The sequence below is a fragment of the Aquamicrobium sp. LC103 genome (genome assembly GCF_001014615.2).
Taxonomy (GTDB): Bacteria; Pseudomonadota; Alphaproteobacteria; order Rhizobiales; family Rhizobiaceae; genus LBCQ02.
Map to the genome: position 1 here is coordinate 38,010 of NZ_LBCQ02000015.1, position 22,452 is coordinate 60,461.

The 22,452-nt window shown below is 61.4% G+C and carries 20 protein-coding genes; 8 read left to right on the forward strand and 12 right to left on the reverse strand.

Features of this window, described 5'->3' with window-relative positions:
* Nucleotides 1-17: 17 nt before the first annotated feature.
* From XW59_RS25180 to XW59_RS25215, 8 genes are all read right to left on the reverse strand, one after another.
* Complete coding sequence (locus XW59_RS25180; protein WP_047148663.1) at nt 18-788, reverse strand: SDR family oxidoreductase; 771 nt, start codon at nt 786-788, stop codon at nt 18-20.
* Nucleotides 785-1,714 (reverse strand): SMP-30/gluconolactonase/LRE family protein, encoded by a 930-nt coding sequence (locus XW59_RS25185; protein ID WP_052958524.1) that lies wholly within the window; start codon nt 1,712-1,714, stop codon nt 785-787. The genes XW59_RS25180 and XW59_RS25185 overlap by 4 nt, the downstream gene beginning before the upstream one ends.
* Complete coding sequence (locus XW59_RS25190) at nt 1,698-2,771, reverse strand: acyl-CoA dehydrogenase family protein (RefSeq protein ID WP_047148664.1); 1,074 nt, start codon at nt 2,769-2,771, stop codon at nt 1,698-1,700. The genes XW59_RS25185 and XW59_RS25190 overlap by 17 nt, the downstream gene beginning before the upstream one ends.
* A complete protein-coding gene (locus tag XW59_RS25195) occupies nt 2,768-3,946 on the reverse strand; it encodes an acyl-CoA dehydrogenase family protein (RefSeq protein WP_047148665.1) in 1,179 nt (392 codons plus the stop codon). The genes XW59_RS25190 and XW59_RS25195 overlap by 4 nt, the downstream gene beginning before the upstream one ends.
* A 26-nt stretch (nt 3,947-3,972) precedes the next feature.
* A complete protein-coding gene (locus XW59_RS25200; protein ID WP_047148666.1) occupies nt 3,973-4,755 on the reverse strand; it encodes an enoyl-CoA hydratase/isomerase family protein in 783 nt (260 codons plus the stop codon).
* A gap of 4 nt (nt 4,756-4,759) precedes the next feature.
* A complete protein-coding gene (locus XW59_RS25205) occupies nt 4,760-6,433 on the reverse strand; it encodes an AMP-binding protein (protein ID WP_082137826.1) in 1,674 nt (557 codons plus the stop codon).
* Nucleotides 6,434-7,660: an ABC transporter substrate-binding protein gene (locus XW59_RS25210; protein ID WP_047148667.1), complete on the reverse strand. Its 1,227-nt coding sequence runs from the start codon at nt 7,658-7,660 to the stop codon at nt 6,434-6,436.
* A 68-nt stretch (nt 7,661-7,728) separates the two neighbouring features.
* Complete coding sequence (locus XW59_RS25215; RefSeq protein WP_082137827.1) at nt 7,729-8,565, reverse strand: SDR family oxidoreductase; 837 nt, start codon at nt 8,563-8,565, stop codon at nt 7,729-7,731.
* 370 nt (nt 8,566-8,935) lie between these two features.
* Here XW59_RS25215 and XW59_RS25220 point away from each other — a divergent pair, with 370 nt between their 5' ends.
* Nucleotides 8,936-9,553 carry a TetR/AcrR family transcriptional regulator gene (locus tag XW59_RS25220; RefSeq protein ID WP_170990219.1) on the forward strand — a complete coding sequence of 206 codons (618 nt, stop codon included), beginning with the start codon at nt 8,936-8,938 and terminating at the stop codon, nt 9,551-9,553.
* A 123-nt stretch (nt 9,554-9,676) separates the two neighbouring features.
* Nucleotides 9,677-10,780: an NADH:flavin oxidoreductase gene (locus XW59_RS25225; RefSeq protein ID WP_047148668.1), complete on the forward strand. Its 1,104-nt coding sequence runs from the start codon at nt 9,677-9,679 to the stop codon at nt 10,778-10,780.
* 253 nt (nt 10,781-11,033) lie between these two features.
* Here XW59_RS25225 and XW59_RS25230 read toward each other — a convergent pair whose 3' ends face one another.
* A complete protein-coding gene (locus XW59_RS25230) occupies nt 11,034-12,245 on the reverse strand; it encodes a CoA transferase (protein WP_047148669.1) in 1,212 nt (403 codons plus the stop codon).
* Between the two features lie 5 nt (nt 12,246-12,250).
* Nucleotides 12,251-13,168, reverse strand: a complete 918-nt coding sequence (locus tag XW59_RS25235) for a fumarylacetoacetate hydrolase family protein (RefSeq protein WP_137327101.1) — start codon at nt 13,166-13,168, stop codon at nt 12,251-12,253.
* A 214-nt stretch (nt 13,169-13,382) separates the two neighbouring features.
* Here XW59_RS25235 and XW59_RS25240 point away from each other — a divergent pair, with 214 nt between their 5' ends.
* The 6 genes from XW59_RS25240 (at nt 13,383) to XW59_RS25265 (ending at nt 20,598) form a co-directional block, all read left to right on the forward strand.
* On the forward strand, nt 13,383-14,198 hold the full coding sequence (locus tag XW59_RS25240; protein WP_082137830.1) for an IclR family transcriptional regulator C-terminal domain-containing protein: 816 nt from the start codon (nt 13,383-13,385) through the stop codon (nt 14,196-14,198).
* 151 nt (nt 14,199-14,349) lie between these two features.
* Nucleotides 14,350-15,447: an extracellular solute-binding protein gene (locus XW59_RS25245; RefSeq protein WP_047148672.1), complete on the forward strand. Its 1,098-nt coding sequence runs from the start codon at nt 14,350-14,352 to the stop codon at nt 15,445-15,447.
* A gap of 73 nt (nt 15,448-15,520) precedes the next feature.
* Nucleotides 15,521-16,870: an adenylosuccinate lyase gene (purB, locus tag XW59_RS25250; protein ID WP_047148673.1), complete on the forward strand. Its 1,350-nt coding sequence runs from the start codon at nt 15,521-15,523 to the stop codon at nt 16,868-16,870.
* Between the two features lie 30 nt (nt 16,871-16,900).
* Complete coding sequence (locus XW59_RS25255) at nt 16,901-18,640, forward strand: iron ABC transporter permease (protein WP_047148674.1); 1,740 nt, start codon at nt 16,901-16,903, stop codon at nt 18,638-18,640.
* Nucleotides 18,641-18,658: 18 nt separating this feature from the next.
* On the forward strand, nt 18,659-19,774 hold the full coding sequence (locus tag XW59_RS25260) for an ABC transporter ATP-binding protein (protein ID WP_047148675.1): 1,116 nt from the start codon (nt 18,659-18,661) through the stop codon (nt 19,772-19,774).
* Nucleotides 19,775-19,797: 23 nt separating this feature from the next.
* A complete protein-coding gene (locus XW59_RS25265) occupies nt 19,798-20,598 on the forward strand; it encodes an enoyl-CoA hydratase-related protein (protein ID WP_047148676.1) in 801 nt (266 codons plus the stop codon).
* Between the two features lie 63 nt (nt 20,599-20,661).
* Here XW59_RS25265 and XW59_RS25270 read toward each other — a convergent pair whose 3' ends face one another.
* Together XW59_RS25270 and dctP are read right to left on the reverse strand one after the other, a co-directional pair.
* Nucleotides 20,662-21,465 carry an enoyl-CoA hydratase-related protein gene (locus tag XW59_RS25270; protein WP_082137832.1) on the reverse strand — a complete coding sequence of 268 codons (804 nt, stop codon included), beginning with the start codon at nt 21,463-21,465 and terminating at the stop codon, nt 20,662-20,664.
* Entirely contained in the window at nt 21,462-22,445 is a 984-nt protein-coding gene (gene dctP / locus XW59_RS25275; protein ID WP_047148677.1) for a TRAP transporter substrate-binding protein DctP, read from the reverse strand. Before dctP ends, XW59_RS25270 begins: the two co-directional genes overlap by 4 nt.
* Nucleotides 22,446-22,452 lie beyond the last annotated feature (7 nt).

Here is a 22,452-nt window from a genome sequence, read left to right on the forward strand (position 1 = left end):
CCTCCTCCGAAGGGCCGCTAGTGGTAGGTCCGTCCCCCATCGACCGCCATCGTCGTGCCGGTGATGAAGGAGGACGCGGTCGAGGTCAGGAAAAGGGCGGCCTGCGCCACCTCCTCGTCCCGTCCCAGTCGACGCAGCGCATAGCGTTGCAGCGTGTTCTGCAGATCGTTGTGATTGGGAAGCGCGGCGGTCATCGGCGTATCGATCAGTCCCGGGCAGATCGTGTTGACGCGGATCGCCGGCGCAAATTCCATGGCCAGCACCTTGCCGAGCGTGATCAGCGCGCCCTTGGACGTGGCGTAAGCCGAACGTTGCGGGAAGGGCGACAGGCCTGTCCCGGAGGACAGGTTGACGATGGTGGAGCCCGCCACGGCGCGCAAATGCGGTTCGGCGGCGCGGCACAGAAAGAATGGTGCGTCGAGATTGACCGCCATTACCTCGCGCCAGCGGGTCGGGGTCGTCTCCGAGACCGAACCAGCTGCGTGGATGCCGGCGGCGTTGATCAAACCGTCCAGATGACCCAACCGTTGCGCGGCTTCATCAACGATGTGACCGATCCGGTCTGTATCGCGCAGATCGCATTCCAGCGCAATCGCCCCTGTTTCGCCGGCAACCTCGCCGAGCTCGGCCGCCTGGACATCGACCAACGCGAGCCGCGCGCCCTCGGCAGCAAAGAGGCGGGCGATGGCGCGGCCGATCCCCTGTGCCGCCCCCGTGATCAGCACCGCCCTTCCGGCCAGGCGGTCCGCGGGTGATGGCGCGGACAGATCCTTGCGGTCATCGCTCATGCTGCACCCTCGGTGGTTGCGAAGAGGTCGATGCCCCGCACCCGGACGGGAACACGCAGAACCGTCTTGGGCGCACACATATAGAGGATGTTGCGCTTGGAGCCGCCGAAACACAGATTGATCACCGCGCTCCCGGTCAGGATCTTGCCAAGCAGCCGTCCATCCGGCGAATAACAGTGCACGCCGTCGCCGGCGCCCGCCCATATCCGGCCGGCATCATCCAGCCTGATTCCGTCGAACAGACCGGCCGAGGCCTCGACCACCACGCCGCGATCCGTCAGCCCGCCATCGGCCGACACGTCGAACCGGCGAATGTGGCACGGATGATCGGGACCCATGGTGCGGGCGGTGTCCACGACGAAAAGGCTGCGCTCGTCCGGCGAGAAGGCGAGCCCGTTCGGCTGCACCATCGTCGTGATGACGGCGGCAAGCTGGCCTGTCGCCGGGTCGAGCCGGTAGACATAGGCGCCATCCTGCTCGCTCGGGGCGCGATTGCCGAAATAGTCGGTGTTGATGCCGTAATGCGGGTCGGAGAACCAGATCGAACCGTCAGACTTGACGATTACGTCATTGGGGCTGTTCAGCCGCCCCTCGCCATGGCGTTCGGCAAGGACATGGATGCTGCCGTCATGTTCGGTGCGCGTCAGCCTGCGGGAACCATGCTCGCAGGTGACAAGCCGGCCCCGGCGGTCCGTCGTATTGCCGTTGGCGTTGCAAGAAGGCGAGCGGAAGACACTGACCGTTCCGGTGATCTCGTCGAAGCGCATCAGCCGGTCGTTGGGAATGTCTGACCAGATCAAGCTGCGCCATGCGGGAAAATAAGCCGGGCCTTCGTTCCATCGCCCGTCGGAGAAGATCACCTCGGACGCTTCGTGATGGAAAAACAGCGCGGCGGCTGGGTCGGTCATCTCATAGAGCGCTGTCATGATGAGCCCCGTTGCGTGGAAGATGGGATGATGGCGTCGCCTTACCGCCGACCTTCGACGAGCGGCTGAAACCGTCATAGAGTGCGAGCCTGTGCGCCGATGCCGTGCCCAGCGCCGTGCCCAGTCGGACGATGCGCCGGACGTAGACGTTGAGCGGATATTCCCAGGTGAGACCGATGCCGCCATGCAGGTGAATGGCAGTTTCGGCGATCTCCCGCGCCGTGTTGGGCACGTAGGCAAGCATCACCTGCACCGCCTTTACAGCGGCTGCGCAAAGCGCCTCTTCGTCCTCGCGATCCGCGGCATCGCTTGCCGCGGCCGCGTACTCGACCGCGACTCTGAGATTCTCCAGCGACAGATAGGTGTCGGCGGCGATGTGCTTCAGTGCCTGGTTGGCGCCGATGGCCTGGCCGAATTGGGTGCGTTCGTTCATGTAGCCGACCGACAGCGTGAAGCAGTGTTCGGCAGCACCAAGGAGTTCCGCGCAACGCAGGATCGCAAGCCGGTCGGCGAAACCCTGGAGACGCACGAGCCGCGCATCCGCCACCGGCACATCGACATTGACCTCGCAGGCATCGGCTTCGGCCTCGATGCGAGCGCGTCCGGCAAGCTCGAAACGGCTGGCCGGCAGTAAGACGATCTCCGCATCGTCATCGACGCCGACGACAATCCAGTCCCCGGCGCGCGGATGCTGGATCGTCACCTTGCCGCGCAACCGGCCATTCGCCCGTGTCAAAGTACCGGACAGTGGCGCCACCACGCGCGCACCGCCGGCGAGCACAGCCTCGCATTGTTCCGGCACGGCCGTTGCAATGGTATCGGCAAGCAGCAGCGTTTCGGCCAGCGTCCCTGCTAGACCGGCGCGCCCGGCCTCCTGCAACACAACGACGGCTTCAGCAAGCCCGAGACCCAAGCCGCCGTTTGCTTCGGCGACGAGCAACCCGAAGATCCCGAGTTCCGCCAGAGCGGTATCGCCGCGCCCAGCGGCATCGCGATCGAAGGTCGCGGCCACCGACGAGCGCAACATGTCCTGCTCGAGCGATTGCTGAAAATTCATTGGCCGACCCTCCGTTCGCCGCGCGGCAGCCCTAGGACACGCTCCGCGAGGATGTTGCGCTGGATCTGCGAGCTTCCGGCGTAGATGGTCTCGCCACGTGACGTGAAATAGATCCGCCGGAACCGTTCGGCGATCGGTGAGAGCGCGTCGAACTCCGGGCCGAGAAGCTCCAGCGCGAGCCGGGCGATCTTCTGGTGCAGGTTGCTCCACAGCAGCTTAAGGAAGCTCGCTTCCTCGCCGATGCGCGCACCGGAGGAAAGCCGGCTGATGAAGCGAAGATTGTGATAGCGCATGATCGATAGCTCGGCGACGATGCCGCCGATCTCGGCGCGAAGCGCATCGCCGACGTCGTCGGCATCAAGGGCGTAGTCCACCAGCGCGCGCAGTTCCTCGGTGAAGCGTGCCTGACGGTAGAGCCGGGTCGTCGCGCGCTCGAAGCCCAGCACCTCCACCGCGACCTTCCAGCCCGTATCGAGCGGACCGATCAGCATCCCGTCGTCGATCTCGACATCGGTGAAGAAGACCTCGTTGAAGTGACGCAGGCCGTTCATGTGCCGGATCGGCCGCACCTCGATGCCCGGCGTCTCCATCTTCACGATGAACAGCGACATGCCGCGATATGGCGAGACGTCCATGTTGGTTCGCGCGAGCAGGATGCAGTGATTGGCGAAATGGGCATAGCTGGTCCAGATCTTCTGGCCGTTTATGATCCATTTGTCGCCGCTGCGCCGGGCTCTCGTCTTGATCGAAGCGAGATCGGAGCCTGCATTCGGCTCGGAAAAGCCCTGGCACCATGTGTCGTCCATGCGCAGGATGCGCGGCACGTAGTGGCGCTTCTGCTCCTCGGTGCCGACGCTGAGGATGATCGGCGCAACGAGTTCGCGGCCGATCGTGTTGATGCTTTCGGGTGCGGAGGCAGCACCCAGTTCCTCGTTGACGATCAGGTCGTCGACATGATCGCGCCCCTGTCCGCCATAATCCTTCGGCCAGGCGATCCCCGAATAGCCGGCCGCATAAAGGCGGCGCTCCCAGTCGATCAGCAATTCCTGTTCGGCTTCTTCCGACTGCGCGGGCCACAGGCCGCCCTGCGTCCAATTGCTGGGCAGGTTTTCTGCAAGCCACGAGCGGACCTGCTCGCGATAGGCCTGCTGCTGTGGAGTGAATGTGATGTCCATTTTGTCTCGGTCTGTCATGAGATGCTTCAACGGCCGGTGAAGACGGGAGCCCGCTTTTCGCTGAATGCGAGCATCGCCTCCTTGGTGTCTTCGCTGCGGCCGAGCTGGATCGTCATCTCCTGCTCATAGCGATAGCCGTCACGCAGGCTGAGCTGCTCGATATTGTTCAGCGACTGCTTGGCCAGTTGGGTCGCCAGCGGACTGAAGCCTGCGATGCGCAATGCCATCGCGCGCGCCGTGGATATCAATTCGTCTGCCGGCACACAGGCTTCCACCACGCCCAGACGGTAAAGTTCGGCCCCGTCCATCCGGTCGCCGGTCAGCATCATGCGTCTTACCCTGGAGCGGCCGAACAGCTGCATGGCGTGGCGGCATCCACCCATCAGCCCGACCGTGACTTCCGGCAGGCCGATGACCGCCGCCTCCGACGCGATCAGGACGTCGCACGACGCGACAATCGCAAGCCCGGCCCCGAGCGCGGGGCCGTTGATAGCGCCGATCACCGGCTTGGTGCACTCGCGCACCGAATGATAGCTCTCTCGGGCGCTGCGCTGATTGCGCCTGCGCGTTCCCTCGCCCCAGACCTTGCCGGCGCGCGCCTTGATATCGACGCCTGCGCAGAAGGCACGACCCTCTCCGGTGAGAATGACCACGCGCACGTCGTCGCGGTCGGACAGGCAGTCCATCGCGAAGATCAGTTCTTCCTGGGTCAGATCGTTCTGCGCGTTGACGGGCGGATTGGAGATCGTGACCGTTGCGACCAGATCTGCGATTTCGATCCGGTGGTGGGTCAACTTGAACAAGTCCATCTGGTCAGCTCTCATGGGGTTGATATTGTGGAGATGTGGGCGTGGAGAACCTGGCGCGCAGGTCGATCTTGCGGATCTTACCGGCGGCATTCATCGGCATCGCATCGACGATCTCCAGCCGTTCGGGGTATTTTTGGCGAGCGATGCCCGCGGCGTTCAGGTGCTCGCGGATTTCGGGAAGTGAGAGAGAGGCGCCCGGCTCCAGGACACAAACGGCCACCATCATCTCGCCTCGTTCCGCGTCCGGAACCCCGATGACGGCGCATTGGCGGACCTGCACAATCTCGACGATGAGGTCCTCGACCTCCTTGGCACTGATGTTTTCCCCCTTGCGGATGATGATGTCCTTCTTGCGCCCGACGACCGTGACATAGTTGTCCGCATCCAAATGACCGAGGTCTCCGGTCCGGAGCCAGCCGTCGGGCGTGAAGGCGTACCTGTCGAGGCGGCTGTCGACATAGCCGAGAAAAACCTCGTCGCCCTGCGACTGGATCTCGCCGATCTCGCCGGGGCCGAGCACCCTCGTTTCATCGCCCAAATCGACAATGCGGACCCTGTTTTGGGGATGAACCCTGCCATCGGTGGTAGCGGCCTTGGCGGGATCGTCATGCACGCCGCCGGAGATGGTGGGGTGTTCGCTGCAGCCATAGGTGCGCATCGCGCGGATGCCGCGTTGCTGCGCCTTGCGGATCACGTTCGGCGGCACGTCGGCGCCACCACAGCGGAATATCCGCAAGGGTCGGATCTTCTCGGCAAGCGCGGCGTCTTCAAGCAGTCCCTGTAGGAACGGTGTCGCGCCCACGGTCCACACGCATTGCTCCCGCGAAATCAGCTCCGCGGCTTCATGGATGTCCCATATGTCGAGCAGACAGACCTTTACGCCGAGCATCGGACCGGCGACGCAAGCATAGGCGAACCCGGTAATGTGCGTCAGCGGCGAGCCCATGAACAAGGTGTCGTCGGCCCCAAGCTGGGTTGCCCTTGCAACCGAACGTGCCTCGCTCAGCAGTGTCGTCTGTGAGTGGCGTACGCCCTTGGGCTGGCCCTCGGTCCCCGAGGTGTAGAGATAGAGCGCATCCTTCGCGGGATCGGCTTCCATGAAGGCCGAGGCACCGCCCCCGGCCAGCAGTTCGCGGCCGCGAGACAGAAGCGCCTCGAAGTCGATCGCATCAGGATGGCTGCCACGACAGACGATCATCCGTGCATCGACGGCCCGAGCCAGCGGCGCCATCATCTCGGCGAAAGTGAAACCACGATAGACCTCGGGCATGAATACGAAGCGCGAGCGCGCATCCTTCAGCAGGAAGCCGACTTCCTTGCTGCGGTAGATCGTGATGATCGGGTTGCAGATCGCACCGATCCGCAGCGTTGCCAGGACGATCAGAACCGTCTCGGCCCAGTTCGGCATCTGGTAGCTGATCGTGTCGCCGGGACGCGCGCCGAGATCGATTAGTCCGCAGGCGAGCGCCTCGGCGTCGGCACAAAGCGTCTCATAACTCATCCGCCCGCCTGAATGGACCAGCGCGGTGCGCGCCGGCTCATGTTGCCGGTGGTTATCCAGATAGCCCCAAAGCGTTCGGGGATGTGTCCGCTGCCGGGGCACCATTTCCGTGATCCTGATCAATGAATTCCAGTCCTGAACGGCGCGCCGGACACTTGGTGTCGCCCGCCAACCCATCTAGTTCGAGGTGAGGAGCGAGCATTCGCTGGTGCCGGGCGCCCGCAGAACTTGTTCAGCTGGCACCTCACGGATCAGTTTCAGGTAATCCCAGCGGGCCGTGCTCTCTTCAGGCGTCTTCACCTGGAAGAGGTACATCGGGAAGGTTGTACGACCATCGGCGCGCAATTCACCTTTGCCCAGCACCTTGTCGTCAATCGGCGTGGCACGCATCGTGGCAATAACGTCGGCTCCATCGCTTGACGAAGCGTTCTCCAGCGACTTCAGATAATGAGTCACCGAGGAGTAGACGCCCGCCTGCTGGTAACTCGGCGGACGGCCGCCCGAGCGCTCCATAAAGCGCTTTGACCATTCACGCGTGGCTTCGTTCATGTCCCAATAAAAGGGCATCGGGACATACAGGCCACCGGCGAGATCGAGCCCTGCACCATCGATGTCGTTCTGCGACAGCACGAAAGCAGCGATCTTCTTGCCGCTTGCCTCGCTGACACCGAATTCGGCGAGTTGCTTGATCGAGTTCTGGGTATCGGTGCCACCATTGGCGAGGCCGATAACATCGGCATCGGATCCGCCGACTTCCAAAGCGGCAGCCGATTGGTCGGCCGCACCGAGCGGCATACGGATCGCCTTGACAACCGTGCCACCGCTCTCCTTGACGATGTTGGCGCTGATGCCTTCAAGGTCATGGCCAAACGTATAGTCGGCGGTAAGATAGAACCAGTTCTTCGAGCCCTCGGCGAGCAGCGCATTCGTCAACGCGGCGGCCATGCTGTAATTGTCCCAGTTCCACTGAACGCTGTGACCATTGCATTCCCTACCTCCCAGGTCACCGGTACCGGCATTCGAGAAAAGCAGTCGGTCGTGGTCTTTCACCATCTTGTTGACGGCCAGCGTACCCGACGATATCGGCACGTCGATGAACAGATCGACGCCCTGCGTCTCGATCCACTCCCGCGCAACGCCTGTCGTCACGTCGACCTTGTTTTGCGTATCTGCCGAAAGCACCTCGATCGGCAGGCCACGCACCTTCCCACCAAAGTCCTCGATCGCCATGTTGACGGCGATAACCGAACCTTCGCCAACGACTTGATTGTAAAGGCCGGTCATGTCGGTTAGCACGCCGATGCGAATCGGCGCGGTGCGATCTTCGGCGGCAACCTGCGCCGTCGACGCCATCAAGATGGCGGTCAGCGCCAGCCCCGTCTTCAAACCCGACGTCAGTCTCATTGCAGCTCCTCCCAGCTTGGATGCCGCAGAACCAGCGATCTCGTCTGCCGGCCTGCAGCGGAATTCGATCAATCGTTGCAAAGCATTCCCGCGATCTGCCGCGCCGAGGATGTCCTCATCACCCGCGGCGGATTGAGCATTCCGCCATCGGCCAAGATCACCTGCCCGCTGAGGTAAGAGGACAGATCCTGAACCAGAAACAGCGCAACACCTGCGATATCGGGGGTGGCACCAGCGCGCTGCATTGGCGTGTTGGTCTCAACCTCGTACCACTGCTCAGGCGCAAAACGCGCCAGCATGCGCTCGGTGCGGACATAACCCGGTGCGATGGCATTAACGCGGATACCGCGATGGCCAAGCTCAGAGGCAGCCCCCCGCACAAAGTGATGGAGAGCTGCCTTGGCGGATCCATAAGCGATTTGATTGGGCAGGCTCGCGAAGCCTGCGGAGGAACCGACCAGCACGATCGCCCCGCCACCCGTGCGCGCCATGCGATCGGCGGCGACACGAGTGACATGAATCGCCTGAAATAGGTTCAACTCGAAGGTGCGCTCCAGGAATGGGGCGTCGATTTCAGGAAGCGGCCTGCCGTGCGAAGCACCGACGATGTCCACGACGGCATCCAGCCTGCCGAGATGTTCGATTACAGCGTCGAAGACGGCTTCGACTTCGGCTTCTTGCCGAACATCGGCGCTGAGGGCGCAGCCCCCGACTTCGTCAGCAACCTTTTGCGCAACATGTATATCGATGTCGATGCAGGCCACATTGGCACCCGCCTGCGCAAGGGCATGACAGGTTTGCCGTCCGATTCCGCGACCTGCGCCGATGACGGCAACGATCCGACCGTCCAGCCGCAGTAGCGCGCCATAATCGGGAACCGATTCCTCGTCGAATTCGATGCTCACACCCTGCCTCCTCCAAGATGAGCCATCCCTAACACAACGCTACCTACCGATCAATCGGTAGGTAAAAAAATTCGATTTCCATATATCTAATTGATTTTATGTATTAATATCACATTTTTCCGATTCTATCCTTGAAACTTGCGGCATTGTCCATATCGGCGGAAAGCGATTCAAATATCAAAGAAACGGGAGGTGAACTGCCTAAAATTCCAAAGGATAGTATCTAACATACTGTTTTAGTAGCTTTTTTCGATCCCAACCAACCGCGAGCAGTTATTGACAGGCCTTGACCATATCTGTAAGTCGATATCTATCGATCGGTAGGTTGCAAGAGACGGGATTTCGTGGTTTGAGACGAGCTGTGGCTGATGTGAGCGCGCCTTCGAATGCCTGGGAGCCGACCGGCGGATCGAGCGAGGGAAATCCCCGCGCGGCGGAGATTTTACGCGAGTCCGCCAAGCTGTTTGCCGCCAACGGCTATGACGGCACTTCGGTCCAGGACATCGCGAGCGCTGTTGGGATCAAAAAGGCGTCGATCTATCATTTCTTTTCCGACAAGGCCGAGATCCACAGCACCATCGTGCTTGCCTCGATCACGCGGCTGACGGCTTTGGTGCACGAAAAGGTTCAAGGACGCATGACGGCCTGCGACAAGGCCGAGGCCTTCGCCCGCGCTCATGCCCAGCACATCTCGGAAAGCGCACCCTTCTATTTCACCGCCGCCCTTGGCTACAACGAGATCGCCGATCCCAATGCCAAGGCGAAGGTCCAGCGCATGCGCGACGGCTATGAAGAGACGCTGCGGGGCATCATTCGGGAAGGGATCGAGAACGGCGAATTTCGCGAACTGGACGTCAAGCTGGCTGCTCGCGCCATCATTTCCTGCCTCAATTGGATGGCGAGGTGGTGGCGCCCCAACGGACCGGAGACGGCTGAATCAATCGCCTCGAATTACGTGAAGCTGATCATACGCGGATTCCTGCCCTAACCTGGTTCCCAAGTCGCGAACCCGTGACGACGGCGCCGCGGCTGCGGGCGAAAGATGATTGATTGTACCGGCGACCGGGAGGGGTTCGGTCGTAGCCGGATTAAAACGGGAGGCTATTGAACCATGGACGCGCTTTTCCGCCCCTTCACCTTCAAGGGGCTCCAACTCAAGAACCGCATCGTGATGGCGCCGATGTCGCGCTACATGGCGATCGACGGGATACCGGGCTCCGCCAACGCCGCCTACTACCGTCGCCGGGCCCGGAACGATGTGGGCCTCATCCTTTCGGAAGGTACAGCCATCGCGCGGCCGGCCTCTCGAAACAATCCAGGCATTCCGTTTTTCCACGGGCCGCAAGCGCTGGAAGGTTGGCAAGGCATTATAGCCGCCGTGCATGCCGCCGGTGGAAAGATGGGCCCGCAACTTTGGCACACCGGCTCTTTCCGCAAGCTCGACTGGGACACGCCCGAGCCGGTGGAGAGTCCGTCAGGTCTCGTATCGCCTGGGATCCATCGTGGCGTGGCCATGAGCGAAACAGACATCGAGGCCACGATCGCGGCATATGCGGCAGGCGCCGCAGATGCCAAGCGTCTCGGCTTCGACATTGTCGAGGTGCATGCCGCACATGGCTACCTGATCGATCAGTTTTTCTGGGCCGACACCAATCTTCGCACCGACGACTGGGGCGGCAGGACGCTCGCGGAGCGGTCTCGGTTCGCACTCGAGATCCTAAAGGCGATGCGCGCCGCGGTCGGGCCCGATTTCCCCATCATCATTCGCCTGAGCCAGTGGAAGCAGCAGGACTACGGCTATCGTCTGGCCCGCACACCGCGGGAGATGGAGCTTTGGCTTGGTCCTCTTGCCGACGCAGGCGCGGACTTCTTTCACTGCTCCCAGCGCAGGTTCTGGGATGCGGAGTTTCCCGAGGTCGACGGGCCAGACGGACTGAACTTCGCCGGATGGGCCAAAAAGCTGACCGGTAAGAAGGCGATCTCGGTGGGATCGGTGGGTCTTTCAGGAGAGTTCATCGATTCATTGCTGAAAGGCAATACATCTTCCGCCGCGCCGATCGACCAGCTGGTCCGCCGCATCGAGCGGGACGAATTCGACCTCATGGCGGTGGGACGCGCGCTGCTGAGCGACCCGGAGTGGGTCACCAAAGTGCAACGTGGTGCATGGTCGGACTTGCGCGGCTACAATCCAAAGGATCGGAGCGTTCTCTATTGAGAGCCCCGGCCTGATTGCAAAAAATCCCCCGCCAACTTTCAGCAGCGAGAATAATGGCCGTTCGTGGAGCCCATGGACGATAAACCGGTCACCCTGATGAAGCACGGCAAGGTGAGGTGACAACTGGACGACTGCGGCAGACGTTTCTGATGCCCGACGCGCGCTATTCCGCCTCCTCAACCGATAAAAGCCCGCCGGCCGATCCTCTTTTGAGGCGAGTCGGCTTAGTCCGGCAACATCATTACGTTACAGATCATGCACGGCTGGCTCCCACCACCCCTCGCTCCATCAGGTCCGTGATTTGGTCCCTGTGGAAACCGAGTTCCGACAGGATCTCGGTCGAATGCTGTCCCAGAAGAGGGGCTGCGAATCTGATCGCGCCCGGCGTGTCGGACAGTTTCACGGGAAGTCCGGCCATCCGGATCTCGCCGCTGACGGGATGGTCGACGCTAACGACCATGTCTCGTGACAGCACCTGCTCGTCGATCACCACCTGGTCGATTGACTGGACCGGTGTCGACGGCACATCCTGAGCGTTCAGGATATCCACCCACTCCGCAACCATCTTGGTTCGGAAGATGGCGTTCAATTCGTCGATGAGAAAGAGGCGGTGCTTGGCGCGATCGGTGCCGGTCTTGAAGCGCGGATCGTTGATCCATTCCGTACGCCCGGTTGCCCGGCAGACTCCTTCCCACATCCGATCGGTAAAGGCGCCCACGACGATCCAGTCGTCCGCCGCCTCAAACGCACGATAGGCGGGCGAAAGCTGCATTGCGGCGCCACGCCGGACCGGCGGGGTGCCGGATGCGAAATAGTAGGTCAGATGGTAGGACAGCATGGCCAGCTGGCCCTCCATCAGCGACGTATCCACCCGCTGCCCCTTCCCAGTGCGTTCGCGCGCGGCAAGCGCAAGCAAGATGCCGATGGTGCCGAACATGCCCCCGCCGATGTCAGCCACGGAAATACCTGCCTTTACGGGCCCACGACCCTCCTCCCCCGTCACACTCATATTGCCTGCAAAGGCCTGCATGAAGATGTCGTTCGCCCGGTCACCAGCGCGAGGTCCTTGGCGTCCAAACCCACTGATGCCGCAGTAGATGAGCCGCGGGTTGATCTTGCTGAGTTCGTCGTAACCCAGCCCCGCTCGATCGAGTGCGCCGACCCGGAAATTGTCGATCACCACATCGGATTCCCTGGCGAGCTTCCTGATGATTTGCCTGCCTTCATCCGATTTGAGGTCGATCTCGAGACTGCGCTTGTTGCGATTGGCGGCAGCGAAATAGTGCGATGTCCTGCCCTTGAAGAACGGCGCCCAGTTCCGGCTTTCGTCTCCGCTGCCGATCCGTTCGACCTTGATGACGTCGGCACCATAGTCGGCAAGCATCAGGCCGCAGAACGGGCCAGCCATCGCAATCCCGATTTCGATGACCTTCAATCCGCGAAGCGGAGCAAAAATGTCGTCCATGATCGTTACCGTGACTGGAGGGTGGCAAGAGCGACCGTGTTTTCGATCACGCCGATACCCTCGATTTCGCATCGAACGACATCGCCCGCCTGCAAATATTGACGTGGGTCCATCGCATATCCCACGCCGGATGGTGTCCCGGTCGCGATAATGTCGCCCGCCTCAAGAGTCAGGCCCGCCGAGAGCGACCCCACGAGTTCCGGGATCGTAAAGATCATATCCTTGATACGCGCGTCCTGGCGGCTCTCGCCATTGACGCTCAAGCGGATCGCAAGATTCGAAACATCCCCCAGCGCGCTCTTGTGAACGATCCATGGCCCCATCGGGCAGCTTCCATCGAGGCCCTTGCCCTTGAACCATTGATCATGGCGACGCTGCAGGTCGCGAGCGGTCACGTCGTTGCAAATCATGTAGCCGAATAAGTGCTCCTCCACCCTGTCCTGGGCGATGTCGCGCCCGGCTCGGCCAATCACCACGGCGAGTTCGACTTCGTAGTCGAGGCGCCGCGTGACCTTCTCGTGAAGCAGGATCGGCTCTCCTGGTCCGACGACCGACGTGGCAGGCTTGGTGAAGAACTGCGGGTATTTTGGCAGATCGGTATTGAGATCACGCGATCGGTTGTCTTCGGCGATGTGGTCGGCATAATTGCGTCCTACACAAAAGACGTTTTTGCCAGGACGCGGTATCGGCGCACGAAAATCGGGGCTTTCGATCCGCGCCGCTGAAGGGAAACCCTTAGTCCTGGTCACCCGGCAAGCCTCGACCAATTCGTCTCCGAAGGCGATGAAGTCGGCAAGGCTTGGATTTTCATCAACGCCGTTTAGCATGTCCTTCAAGCAGGCGGCCATCAGATACCAGTCGTTGCCGTCAAGCGACATGACAGGCGCGTGCTCTCCTTCCACAAAAGCCGTTCCGAACCTCATCGTGCTTTCTCCACATTCCGTTTGGCTCGCAGGCCGCGGCCATGAAGAACCGAAATCCGGGCAGCGGGAAAGGGGAGCCGCAGCAGATTTCAGCTATGTGAAAAGAGAGGTTTTGGCCTAGCTATTCACATATCTGAAAATAACATCGAGGCGGCGGCAGTTTCGGTGGCTAACGAGACGATATGATACCTCGGAATTCTACTGGAGTTATCAAATGAACGCGAACGTAAGTGATATATTTGTAAAATCGTCATTCCGTACGATAAGAATATTTGAATGTTTCTCTTTCACTCAGAAGCCGATGAAGCTTGGAGAGATTGCGGACATGATCTCTTGTCCACCATCCAGTACGTTCGCTTTGCTTAGATCGCTTGAGGCACAAGGTTACATAAGCTGCGATCACTCAAGTAGAACGTTTGTTCCCACCTTGAAGGCAGCTCTCCTGGGCGCATGGATCAACGACAGCATGATCTCGGACGGAACGATCCTGCGGCTGATGATCGGCTTGCAGGCCAAGACCGGCGCAACCGTTGTGCTGGGCGCCTTGAGCGGACTGGCCGTCCAATACATCCATGTCCAGCGCTCCAGCGCCTTCCCGCCGAACAGCGAAATCACCGCAGGTAGCATGCGCCCCCTTCTGCGTTCGGCGATGGGACAGGTTTTCCTTTCAGCAATGCCTCCCGAGGACGTCCCGCCCATTATCCGCCGCTTGAACGCGGAAGAGGCCGAGCCCGATAAGTGGGTGAAACAGCAAGACATTATGGAGCGGCTCGCCCGCTTCCGTGACGAAGGCTACGCCCACTCGGAAGGAGCCGCGACCAAGGGCGCGGCAATGATCGCGGTGTTGCTCGCCACCCCACCGCACCAGCCTCCCCTGGGTCTGGGCGTGGGTGGCCCGATCTCCTTCATCCGGGCCAACAAGGCGGCGATCGTCAAGGCGCTGAGGGCGGTCGTGGCGCGGCGGCGGCAGACCATGGAAAGACAGTGGGGACAGCAGCAACTCAAGGCTACCGAGACAAACCGGAAATAGTCCGAAGAACCCGGAAAGGGTGTCAAGCCCCGCTGTTTTTCACCATTTGCCGCGGTTTGACCCTCAAAACGCATGCCGCTTAGCATCTGGAGACTGCCGCACCGTTACCGGAGGAGATTGGTGACGCTGCGGCTCGGATGGAGGAGACATCATGATCAGGAAGTATCTGCGCCTCGTACTCGCCGGCGCCCCGATGGCCCTCGCAGCAGGCCATGTCCACGCCCAGTCGGAAATTCCGGCCAACCTAGAACAGGCCGGCGGCATCGAAGCCCTCGCGGAACTGGCAAAGGCGGAAGGCAACCTTCTCGTTTACGGTGCGCCGAGCCAGGACAAGTTCGAGGTATGGGTACGGGATTTCGAGCAACAATACGGCATCGACGTCCAGTACTATCGCGGTCCGACCAATACGATCTTTCAGCGCTTCGTCCAGGAGCAGCGTTCCGGGCGCAATCAGGCCGACATCGTCGCCCTCAGCGATCTGACGGTGATCGAAACGGGAGAGGAAGCAGGTTATATCGCCAGCTACACGCCTCAGAACGCGGCTCTGTTCCCTGAGAACATGCGCAAGGACGCGATCGCCTACCCGCTCTTCCTGACCGTCTCGACGGTCGGCTGGAACACTCGCGTCGTTCCCGAAGACCTGCAAAAGGCTCTGTTCGAAGATCCGTTGGCAGCGCTTCTCGATCCTCGCTTGAAGGGCAAGATCGCCGTCGTCGACGTGACGGCCGGTGGTCCCCAGCTCGCAACGAGCGCCAATCTCGTCTACAATCTCGAGGACCAGTATGGCTGGGAATATCTGGAAAAGCTGGCGGCGCAGGATCCCGCCATCATCCGCACCTCACCCGTCGTGCTGGATGGCGTGATCGCCGGCGACTACTGGGCGACGACCGACGCCTATACCTCCCTTTTCGCCGCACAGGCGGTCAATGGAGCGCCGATAGCCTTCCAGGCGCCGGATACGGCGGCGGCGTCGATCTTCTATACCTCTGTTGCAGAGAACGCCCCAAACCCCCACGCGGCACGGCTCTTCACAGAATGGGCCACCAGCCTGGAGGCGCAGAACTCGCTCGCGGAGATCACCGAAGGCGATGTGGTCATCGAGGGTTGGGAAGACCGGCGCAAGGTAAGCCGGTTCGACTGGTATCGACCCGCAAGCACGCTCTACGTCGAGTGGCAGTCAGACGAGCGCTTTCGGGATGAGGAGCTTCGCTCCTTCTATGCACGTTGGGCCGAAGTCTACGGGCAATAGGCCGTTTCCACACTCCCAGGTTCCATGATCCCGACCTCTTCGAGGCGGTCGGACAATCGAAAGGTCGCGTCTCATGGGCACTTCGCTCGACTGTCAAATCCTCCGCAACGTGTTCGGCAGCGAGCGCATGCGCCATGTCTTCGATACCCGCCAGCTGCTTCAGGGCTGGTTCGAGGTCTGGGCGAGCCTGGCCGAGGCAGAGGCGGACGTCGGCCTGATCCCCCGGGAGGCCGCCTCACGCATCCGGCACGCAACCAGGTCGGATGAATTCGATGTGGAACGGATAGGAGAGGAGGTGCGCACCGGCCGGCATTTCTTGATGCCGGCGATCAACGCGCTGACTGCGGCTTCCGGCGACGCCGGCCGCTACGTTCACTGGGGAGCCACGACGCAGGACATCACCGATACCGGCATGGTGCTGCAGCTTCGCAACGCTCTCGACATCGTTGAACCCTCGCTTCAACGCCTGATCACGATCCTCGCTGGCCATGTAGAATCGTCAGGCCATCATCCCATGGCGGGACGCACGCATTGGCAGCATGCCGTTCCCATAACGCTGGGTTTCAAGTTCGCGCTCTGGATCGACGAACTGGCACGCCACGAGGCAAGGATCCGCCATTGCCGCGAGCTCATCTCGGTCGCCGAACTCCACGGGGCGGGAGGAACCCTCGCCTCGCTGGGGGCCGACGGCCTCAGGGTGCGGGCGGCGTTCTGCAAGCGGTTAGGCCTCGCTGAGCCGGATATCGCCTGGCACGGATCGCGGGATCGCCTGACCGAGCTCGTCTCGACCATCGGCATGATCGCGGCCACCCTGGAAAAGATCTGTCTGGAAGTCGGCCGGCTGTCGGGGAACGACATCGGCGAACTGCACGAACCGCGCCGCAAACGTCAGGTGGGCTCTTCCACCATGCCGCAAAAGCACAACCCGATCTTGTGCGAGCGCTCAGTCGCAGGCTGCCGCATCGTGCGCGGCATGGTGCCGGTGATGCAGGGTCTCATGGTCGGATGCCACGAACGCGACCTTGCATCGGTCTCGGGCGAGTGGTTGCTGATCCCGCAATGCCTCATCACCTTCGACGGCTCCCTACAGTACACCGAGACCATCCTCGCAGGGCTCCAGATCTTCCCGGACAAGATGTTGGAGAACTTGCAGATCACCGGCGGTGGCATCGTCTCCGAGGCCGTCATGTTCGGGCTCGCCGCCCAGATGGGCCGAACCCAGGCCCATGACGTCATGGTGGAGGTTGCACGTGCCGCATCTGAACAAAAGCGGCCGCTCCTCGAATTGCTTCTGGAGCGGGAAGACGTGACCGCGGCCCTTACCCGCGAGGAACTGCTTGCTCTGGTGAAACCGGAGAACCATCTGGGGCTGGCGCGCGAGCTGACCGATGCCGTGATTTCCCGCCGAGCCGACGCCGGCTGAACCGGATCCACGAGGATCGAGATGACTTCAATGAAATCCGCTTCCGCAGCAATCAACCTTCCGACGTCAGGCCTGTTCAAGGAGCGCCGCTTCCAGACCCTGATGGAAGTCGCCTTCGGAATTTTCGTCATCGGCTCGCTGATCGCAATCATCGGCCTGCCCTTGCTCTTCATCGGCTTGAGCTCGGTTTTAAACGATCCTTTCGATCTCGCTTCCGGATTTTCGATCGATACGCTCGTGGCCGTCTACACCTCCCCGCGTATCATGAGGTCGCTCTGGCAAACCATCTGGATGTCGGTCGCCGTGGGCATTGCCGCGACCGCGATCGGCGGGCTGCTCGCGTGGCTGGTGACGCGGTTCCGCCTTCCCGCGCCTGGGCTGCTCGAGATGCTGGTTCTCATGCCGCTCTTCATGTCGCCGTTGATCGGCGTGATTGCCTGGGTTTCGCTCGGCGCTCCCAATTCCGGCCTCATCAACGAGTTCATCGACATGGCGGGCGGGCCGGACTGGATGCGCATCAACATCATGTCCGTGACCGGCATAGCCTTCGTCAAAGCGGCCCACTACATTCCCTACGGCTACCTTTTCATTTCCAGCACGCTGCGCAACACGGATGCCAATCTCGAAGAGGCCTCCTATGTTGCAGGCGGCAGCGTGCCGCGCACAGCCTTCAACATTCTTCTGCCGCTGCTGCGCTCCTCCACGCTCTCCTCGATCCTGTTCATCTCGATATTGTCGAGCGGTGAATTCTCGGTCTCGGCTATCCTCGGTGCGCGAACAGACTTCGTGCCACTGTCGGTCCATATCTATGAATCGGTCCACGGCTTCCCGCAGGATTTCAGTCGTGCCACCGCGATCGGTACGATGCTCATCATCATCAGCGTCGTGGCGTTCTATTTCTATCGACGCTCGATGCGGGAGAGCCAACGCTTCGTCACCGTTTCCGGCCGCGGCTTCGCGACCAGGCAGATCGACGCCGGCGCGGTCATGCCGCTCATCCTCGTCGTGTTCGCGTTCTACACCTTCGTGACGGTCATTCTTCCTTACGGGGCTTTGCTCTTCATGGTGTTCGCAAAATTCCGCACCGGTTCGCTCGCAACGACCGAGTTCAACCTCGACACGCTGAACATGGTGCTGCAGGCAACCAGCGTGCAGCTGGCGACGGTCAACACCTTGATCATCAGCATCATCGTGCCGATCGTCTGCGTGTTCTTCGCGCTGGTGCTTGTCTATGCCAACGATCGGCTGAGACTGAAGGGATCGGAGGTTGCAAACTACCTCGCTTCGATCCCCATAGCGATCAGCGCCATCGTCTTCGCCTCGGGGATATTCGTCGTCTACATCTACACCCCGCTCTACGCCACGATCTGGCTGATCGCGCTAGGGCTTGTCGCCAACTACATCACCCACGCGATCCGCATCGTCAGCAACGGGGTGACGCAGATCGACCGGTCGCTGGAAGAAGCGGCGAGCATTAACGGGGCATCCAGGGGAACGGTGCTGCGCACCATCGTGGCGCCGCTGCTACGTCCTTCCGTCTACGCGGCAATGGTGATGATTTTCGTATTCTGCGTCCGCGAGGTGAACACCGCCATCCTGCTGTATTCGCCCAATTCGATCCTGCTTTCCGTCTTGTCCTGGAACTACACGTCGGACGGCAACATGGCCGCGGCCTCCGTTGTCGGTGTCGTCCAAACCCTGCTGATGATCATCGTGATCGTGGCTGCTCGCGTCTTCTTCGGCGTCAAAGCATCCAAAAGCCCGGTCTGACGAGAGGAGATTGCCCCCATGAATATGCCACTTGGAACCAAGGCGGCCGGTCTCGACGTCCGCAAGCTTGTCGCCAGCTATCGCGGCCTGACGGCGGTCGACGGCATCAGCTTTTCGATACCGCCATCGAAATTCCTGACACTGCTCGGCCCCAGCGGTTGCGGTAAGAGCACAACCTTGCGCAGCGTCGCCGGGCTCCATCAGATCGATGCGGGCGAAATCCGAATTGGCGAGATTCCGGTTGCGACCGCCGACCTGCACATCCGGCCGGAGCATCGCGAGATCAACATGGTCTTCCAGTCCTATGCGATCTGGCCTCACATGACGGTAGCGGACAATGTCGCCTACGGGCTGAAGATGAAAGGCTTGCCGCGCGAGGTAATCCGCAAGCAGGTGACGGACATGCTCGATCTCGTCGGCCTGACCGCCTTTTCCGACCGGATGGCGACCGGTCTCAGCGGCGGCCAGCAACAGCGCGTGGCGCTGGCCCGCGCGCTGGCCACTCAGCCGCGAATTTTGCTCCTCGACGAGCCGCTTAGCAATCTCGATTCCGTATTGCGCAACCGGATGCGCTGCGAAATCATGCGCATCCAGCGCGAGCTCGGCACCACCACCCTTTATGTTACCCACGACTGCGCCGAGGCCCTGTCTATGTCGGATCGGATCCTGGTCATGGACAAGGGGCAGATCGCGCAGGCCGAGACGCCAGAAGGCCTCTATCGCTACCCGGCAAGCCGGTTCGTTGCGGAATTCATCGGCCAAGCCAACGTCGTGCTGGGCATCGTCCTCGATGTGGCGGAGACGGAGATTCTCGTGGAAGTATCGGGCCTTGGACAAGACCTGAAGCTGAACGCACGCCGGCGCCCCGAAGACAAGCCGGCCAAGGGCCAGATAGTCGATCTGATCATAAGGCCGGAGAGCCTGCGCCAAGCCACGCCGCAGGATACCCAGGTCGTGTCGGGACGCATCCTGCAAAAGGAATTCCTAGGTAGCCGGACAGAGGTCAGCGTCCGGGTCGGGGAAGAAACGCTGAGGCTCGACACCGTCGATCGGGTCGAGGGCAATCCCGGAGACCGGCTGCAACTCTCCATGCCAAGCGACGCGATCGTCTGGGCGCCCGCATCATCCAACTGACACTGAACACGGATTTGAGATTCATGACTGCTCGCCAACCCGAACACCTTCTGCTGGACACGTCGGATCGCATCTGGCGGGTCGTTATCAACCGACCTCAGATACGCAATGCCCACGACACTCAGACGTTCAAGGAACTTCACGCGGTATTCGACGAGGCCGAGATGGACCCCGAATGCCGTTGCGTGGTGCTCACGGGGGCCGGCGACATCTTCTGTGCAGGCCAGGACCTCTCCTTTACCCGAAAAGCGGGACCTCGCGAGTTCGACGAGTATGGCCGCTGGAATGTCGCAACCCGTCAGAAGATCCAGCGCAATCACAAGCCGGTTCTGGCTGCCGTCAACGGCCCCGCCATCGGCGGCGGGGTCTATCTCGCGACCGCCTGCGACCTAGTGGTGGCAGTGGACAGCGCGTATTTTCACATGCGGGAGATACACGCAGGCAACCATGCAGGTGGCCAGAACCTCTTCACGATCGGGCGCGCACGCTCGCTCGAGATGGCTCTGTTGGGCAACCGGCTCGATGCCGCAACCGCTCTTTCCTGGGGGCTGATCAACAGGGTGGCGAGCAAGGACGAGTTTGCGTCCTGCGTAGACGCTGTCGCCGGCGAATTGGCGGATCTTCCGCCGTTGGCGGTGCGCTACACCAAGAGCGCGACCAACATTCTGCTGGATGCCGCCGGCTTTTCGGCGCAACTCGAGGCCAGTGGACCGATGCAGCGCTATCTGTCGCTCTCGCCGGATGGTCGTGAAGCGAAGCGCGCCTTCGAGGAGAAGCGCAAACCGCGGTTCACCGGCCAGCATCCCCATGTCGACAAGACATGACAGCAGCTCTGCGGGCGACAATCGTGAGCGACCTCAGAGATGTCGGAGCGAAGTATCTCTCCTTCATTTGTGCCGGAATTCCGCCGCACGCTTCTCCGCGAACGCCTGCATCCCCTCGCGCCGGTCGGCCGTGGCGTAAAGTGCGTGAAACAACCGTCGTTCCAGCCGCAGTCCTTGTGTCAGTCCGTCGGATGCCACGCCAACCGCCTCTTTGATAGCCATCACCGCAGGCAGCGAGGCTTCCGAGATGCCATGCGCAAGCTGCATCGCCTCGTCCTGCAATCTGCCCCTCGGCACGACGCGGTTGATCAGGCCCAGCGCTTCGGCTTCTGCTGCGCTCAGGGCGCGCCCGGTCAGCATCAGTTCCATCGCCTTCGCCTTACCTAGCGCCAATGCGAGCCGTTGCGTACCGCCCGCCCCGGGCATGGTGCCGAGGCGTATTTCCGGCAAACCGAAACGTGCCGTCTCGTCCGCCAGGATTATGTCGCACATCATCGCCAATTCGCAGCCGCCGCCAAGTGCCGCGCCGGAAACGGTGGCGACAATCGGTTTGCGGATTTCGCCGACCACTCCAAGATCCGCCAGGTAATTGCCGGTCAATGTGCCTGGAAAGCTCACCGGCACCGCTTCCTTTATGTCTGCTCCGGCGCAGAAAGCGCGCCCTTCTCCCTTAAGGAGCAAGCAGCCGATGCCGTCATCGACATCCATCATGCGAACGAGCTGCGCCAGCTCCGCGACCATCGCGGCGTTGATCGCATTCAGTGCTTCCGGCCGGTGCAGGGTAATGATCGCCACACGACCTTCGCGGCTGAACTTTACGAATTGTCGGCCCGCCTCGGCTGACGCCTCTTGCGCCTGCTGGGTCATTCGCGCGCGCCTTTTGACAAGAGAACCTGCAGACTTTCCCAGACATCGGGGTAGTCGGCAGCGAAACCTGCAGATATCGATGCGACAGGCTGTCGCCATGCCCCATCGGCCTCGACGCGGACCACCCGCGCGCCGTTGGTCTTCAACTCTTCCATCTCAGCCTCGTCGTCGGCGAGCATGACTTCCCAGGCGCTTGTGACCTTGCTCTCCACCGCCTGCGTCAAGGCCGCCCGCTCGTCTTCGGCGAGTGCGTCAAACTGTTTGGCGCGAATGATCACCGCATAGGTGATCATCATGAGTCCTGGGACCTGCAGGGCGTTCGGCACTTCCATGCCTAGCTGCGATGCCCAGCCACCGGGCGATGTAAAGACTCCCTGAACGCGATTCTCGGCGAAAGCGTTCTTCAACTCGGGAAAGGGCATGACAACTGGCTCGGCGCCATAGCCCTGCATGATCGCCTCATAGATGCCCGAACCCGCCACCCGGATCGCCAGCCCACTAAGCTCGGAGGGTTCATCCGGCATTTCTTCGCTGAAGGCGAACAACTGGTCCGCTCCCCTCATCAGCCCCAGAACACGCCATCCCTTCTCGTGTGCGAGCAGGTCGAGTTGCGCGACAACGCCGTTGCGCACGACAGGATTGGCCATCAATGTATCATTGAGCGTGAAGGGTAGGTTCACGAAACCCATTCGCGGGTCGATACGCTCCAGATTGGAGGCGTTGACCAAGGCGACATCCGCGACCCCGTTCTCCAGCGCCTCAACGCCTGCATAGCCGGGATGGACCACGCCGCCCGGATTGACCTGTAATGTCAGTAATGCGGGGTCCGCGGATGCGGCGGAAACCATCGCCTCGATATGCGGTATGCGGGGATGATCGGCGGTGATGTCATGCACAAGCCGCAAATCTCCGGCCGCGACGGGTAAGGCGGTGGCAAGGATCAGCGCGGCACATGCGAAAGACCGTACGAAAAAAGCCATAGTATCC

Excerpts from the sequence above, each read along its gene's own strand:
- XW59_RS25180 (WP_047148663.1), bottom strand. The coding sequence starts at position 788 with ATGAGCGATGACCGCAAGGATCTGTCCGCGCCATCACCCGCGGACCGC.
- XW59_RS25185 (WP_052958524.1), bottom strand. The coding sequence starts at position 1,714 with ATGACAGCGCTCTATGAGATGACCGACCCAGCCGCCGCGCTGTTTTTC.
- XW59_RS25190 (WP_047148664.1), bottom strand. The coding sequence starts at position 2,771 with ATGAATTTTCAGCAATCGCTCGAGCAGGACATGTTGCGCTCGTCGGTG.
- XW59_RS25195 (WP_047148665.1), bottom strand. The coding sequence starts at position 3,946 with ATGGACATCACATTCACTCCACAGCAGCAGGCCTATCGCGAGCAGGTC.
- XW59_RS25200 (WP_047148666.1), bottom strand. The coding sequence starts at position 4,755 with ATGGACTTGTTCAAGTTGACCCACCACCGGATCGAAATCGCAGATCTG.
- XW59_RS25205 (WP_082137826.1), bottom strand. The coding sequence starts at position 6,433 with ATGGGTTGGCGGGCGACACCAAGTGTCCGGCGCGCCGTTCAGGACTGG.
- XW59_RS25210 (WP_047148667.1), bottom strand. The coding sequence starts at position 7,660 with ATGAGACTGACGTCGGGTTTGAAGACGGGGCTGGCGCTGACCGCCATC.
- XW59_RS25225 (WP_047148668.1), top strand. The coding sequence starts at position 9,677 with ATGGACGCGCTTTTCCGCCCCTTCACCTTCAAGGGGCTCCAACTCAAG.
- XW59_RS25230 (WP_047148669.1), bottom strand. The coding sequence starts at position 12,245 with ATGGACGACATTTTTGCTCCGCTTCGCGGATTGAAGGTCATCGAAATC.
- XW59_RS25235 (WP_137327101.1), bottom strand. The coding sequence starts at position 13,168 with ATGAGGTTCGGAACGGCTTTTGTGGAAGGAGAGCACGCGCCTGTCATG.
- XW59_RS25240 (WP_082137830.1), top strand. The coding sequence starts at position 13,383 with ATGAACGCGAACGTAAGTGATATATTTGTAAAATCGTCATTCCGTACG.
- XW59_RS25245 (WP_047148672.1), top strand. The coding sequence starts at position 14,350 with ATGATCAGGAAGTATCTGCGCCTCGTACTCGCCGGCGCCCCGATGGCC.
- purB (WP_047148673.1), top strand. The coding sequence starts at position 15,521 with ATGGGCACTTCGCTCGACTGTCAAATCCTCCGCAACGTGTTCGGCAGC.
- XW59_RS25255 (WP_047148674.1), top strand. The coding sequence starts at position 16,901 with ATGAAATCCGCTTCCGCAGCAATCAACCTTCCGACGTCAGGCCTGTTC.
- XW59_RS25260 (WP_047148675.1), top strand. The coding sequence starts at position 18,659 with ATGAATATGCCACTTGGAACCAAGGCGGCCGGTCTCGACGTCCGCAAG.
- XW59_RS25265 (WP_047148676.1), top strand. The coding sequence starts at position 19,798 with ATGACTGCTCGCCAACCCGAACACCTTCTGCTGGACACGTCGGATCGC.
- XW59_RS25270 (WP_082137832.1), bottom strand. The coding sequence starts at position 21,465 with ATGACCCAGCAGGCGCAAGAGGCGTCAGCCGAGGCGGGCCGACAATTC.
- dctP (WP_047148677.1), bottom strand. The coding sequence starts at position 22,445 with ATGGCTTTTTTCGTACGGTCTTTCGCATGTGCCGCGCTGATCCTTGCC.